The following is a 3691-nucleotide window of genomic DNA, read 5'->3' on the forward strand; positions in this document are numbered from 1 at the left end:
TTGGTGTCGGTTGTGCCGGTGGCCTGTGCGGGGTGTACCAGGGCCGGATGTGGTTCCCCGGCGGCGAGTGCCTCCAGCCCGGCCACCAGTTCCTGGCGGTCCTGGCCGATCACTACCGCTCGGTGGTCGAACAGGGTCCTGGACCGCAACAGCGACCAGCCCACTTCGGCCGGTGTCACCGCCGGGTCAGCGGTCACGCGGTCGGCCAGGGCCCGCGCCTGGCCCCGCAGCGCTTCCGTACCGCGCGCCGAGACCACCCACGGCACCGGCCCGTCCACCGGTTCCCCCTCGACGGCCCCCACGACCGCCACCGGCTCCTCGGGCGCCTGCTCCACGATGACGTGCGCATTGGTCCCGCTGATGCCGAACGACGAGACCCCCGCCCGGCGTGGCCGCTCGTCCCGCGGCCATTCCCGTGCTTCGGTCAGCAGGTGGATATCGCCCGCGTTCCAGTCGACGTGGGGGGTCGGTGCGTCGATGTGGAGCGAGGCGGGCAGCACCCCGTGGCGCATCGCCATCACTATCTTGATGACCCCGGCCACTCCGGCGGCGGCCTGGGTGTGGCCGATGTTGGACTTGATGGAGCCCAGCCACAGCGGACGCTCCTCCGGCCGCTCCTGGCCGTAGGTGGCCAGCAGCGCCTGGGCCTCGATCGGATCGCCGAGCGTGGTCCCGGTGCCGTGGCCTTCCACCACATCGACCTCTGCGGGCGTCAGCCGGGCGTTGGCCAGCGCCTGTCGGATCACCCGCTGCTGCGCGGGCCCGTTCGGCGCGGTCAGGCCGTTGCTCGTGCCGTCCTGGTTGACGGCGGAGCCACGGACGACGGCAAGGACCCGGTGGCCGTTGCGCCGCGCGTCCGACAGCCGCTCCAGCAGCAGCAGTCCGGCGCCCTCGCCCCAGCCGGTGCCGTCGGCCGCCGATGCGAACGGCTTGCACCGGCCGTCGGCCGCCAGCCCTCGCTGGCGGGAGAACTCGATGAACGTGGTCGGGGTGGCCATCACCGTCACCCCGCCCGCCAGCGCCAGCGTGCACTCGCCCTGCCGCAGGGCCTGGGCCGCCAGGTGCATCGCCACCAGCGAGGACGAGCAGGCCGTGTCCACCGTGACCGCGGGTCCCTCCAGGCCGAACGCGTACGCCACCCGGCCGGACATGACGCTCGGCGTACCACCGGCGAGCAGGTACCCCTCGACCTCCTGCGCCGAGGAGCTTCCGGAGGCCCCGTACCCCTGGTACGTGCCGCCCGCGAAGACGCCGGTGTCGCTGCCGGCGAGCGTGTCCCGGTCCAGGCCCGCGTTCTCGAAGGTCTCCCACGCGGTTTCGAGGAGCAGCCGCTGCTGGGGGTCCATGGCGAGCGCTTCGCGCGGGCTGATGCCGAAGAAGGCCGCGTCGAACCCGGCCGCCTCGTGGAGGAAACCGCCCTCGCGCGCATAGCTGGTGCCCAGATGCTCGGGGTCGGGATCGAAGAGCGTGTTCAGATCCCAGGCGCGGTCGGTGGGCATCTCCCCGATGGCGTCCCGGCCCGCGGCGACCAGCTCCCACAGCTCTTCCGGAGAACGCACACCGCCCGGGTAGCGGCAGGCCATGCCGACGATCGCGATCGGCTCGTCGTCGGCGACCGCGGACCGGGTGTGGATGGCGACGGCGGACTTCCGCCCCGTCAGTTCGGCGCACAGATGGGTGGCGAGTGCGTTGGGCGTCGGATGGTCGAAGACCAGCGCCGGGGCGAGGGACAGACCGGTGGTGGCGGCGAGCTGATTGCGCAGCTCCACCGCGGTGAGGGAGTCGAATCCCAGCTCCTGGAAGGGCTGCGCCGGGGGAATCGCGTCCAGGCCGGGGTGGCCGAGGACGGCGGCGGCCAGGGTCTGGACATGACGGACCAGGATCTGGTGCCGCTGGGCGTCGGGCGCCGCGCTGAGCTGTTGCCGCAGCGGATTGGCGTCGGCGGTCGCCGTGGGGGCGGTGGGCTCCGCGCTCGACGTCATCAGCCGGGTGAGGAACGGACTGGGGCGCTGTGCGGTGAACGTGCCGCCGAACCTCTCCCAGTCGACGTCCGCGATCGTGACGGCGGTGTCGTGGTGCGTCAGGGCGTGGTGCAGCGATGTGATGGCGAGATCGGTGGCGAGGGGCGAGAGACCGCGCCGCTTGAGGTGGGAGAGGGTGTGCTGGTCGGCTGCCATGCCTGCCTCGCCCCAGGGGCCCCAGGCGAGGCTGGTGGCGGGGAGTCCCCGGGCGTGGCGGTGCTCGGCGAGCGCGTCCAGATAGGTGTTCGCGGCGGCGTAGGCGGCCTGCCGGCCGCTGCCCCATGTCGCGGCGTTCGACGAGAAGAGAACGAAAGCCGTGAGGCCGAGGTCCTGGGTGAGGTCGTGCAGATGTGCGGCGGCCAGCGCCTTGGACCGCAGAACGGACTCCAGCCGTCCCGGGTCCAGTTCGCTGATCTGCCCGAGCTCCATCGTCCCGGCGGTGTGGACGACGGTGGTGAGGGGGTGTTCGGCGGGGATGGTGGCGAGGAGGTGCTGGAGCGCGGTGCGGTCGGAGGCGTCGCAGGCGGTGACGGTGACGGCCGTCCCCAGAGCCGTGAGCTCCTCGGCCAGCTCCGCGGCGCCGGGGGCGTCGGGTCCTGACCGGCTGACGAGGTGGAGCCGGGGCGCGCCCCGCCGGGCCAGCCAGCGGGCGACGTGGGCGCCGAGGCCGCCGGTGCCGCCGGTGATGAGCGTGGTGCCCGACGGCTCCCACGGGACGGGGGTGGCGTCGGCAGCGGGCACACGGGTGAGGCGGCGCGCGTAGGTCCCGGTGGTACGGATGGCGACCTGGTCCTCGGGCTGCCCGGCGACGAGCAGGGCCGCCAGCCGGCCTGCCGTGTGGTGGGTCACGGCGGCGGGCAGATCGATGAGACCGCCCCAGCGCCGCGGGTGTTCCAGTGCGGCGACCCGGCCGAGCCCCCAGATCTGCGCCTGCCCGGGGTGGGGAAGCAGGTCGCTTCGGCCGGTGGCGACGGCGCCCTGGGTGAGGCACCACAGGGGCGCCGGGATCCCGGCGTCACCGAGCGCCTGGAGGAGGGCGACGGTGGCGGCGAGCCCGGCGGGTACCGCCGAGTGGCCGGTGAGCGGTTCCTGATCGAGGGCGAGCAGGCTGATGATTCCGGCGGGCCGGGAGTCCTCGGTCAGCCGGGCGAGGTCTTCGCGGAGCGCCGCGCGATCGACGTCCTGAGTGCCGACCGCGTGCGGGACCGCTGTCGCGCCGTGCGCCTGAAGCGCCTGGACGGTGACCCGGACCGTGGCGTGCTCCTCCTGACCGGCCGGGGTGATCACCAGCCAGCTGCCCGTCAGGTCCGCCGCTGCCGGGTCGGGGAGCTGCTGCCATGTGGTCCGGTAGCGCCAGGAGTCGATGGTGGAGCGTTCACGGTGCTGACGCCGCCAGGCGGACAGCACGGGGAGCGCGGGCAGCAGTGCCTCGATACCGGGGCCGTCCTTCTCCAGCTGGAGTGTGCTGGTGAGGGTGTCGACGTCCAGCTCTTCGATGGCATGCCAGAGCTGTGCCTCGGCCGGATTCTGCGCCGCCCCTTCCCCGCTCGCACCGGCGGCGGGCGGCGCCAGCCAGAAGCGCTGGTGCTGAAAGGCATACGTCGGCAACCCGACCACCTGGGGGACCGGGTCGGCGGGGAACCAACCGGTCCAGTCGATGTGGGTGCCGT

1 pseudogene is annotated in these 3691 nt (G+C 73.4%); it reads right to left on the reverse strand.

Going from position 1 to position 3691, the window contains the following annotated elements:
* A pseudogene (locus tag AXW62_RS33395) lies at positions 1–3629 on the reverse strand (SDR family NAD(P)-dependent oxidoreductase); the annotation flags it as partial.
* Between the last annotated feature and the right edge of the window lie 62 nt (positions 3630–3691).

This window comes from Streptomyces hygroscopicus subsp. hygroscopicus, from assembly GCF_001553455.1.
Lineage (GTDB): Bacteria > Actinomycetota > Actinomycetes > Streptomycetales > Streptomycetaceae > Streptomyces > Streptomyces hygroscopicus.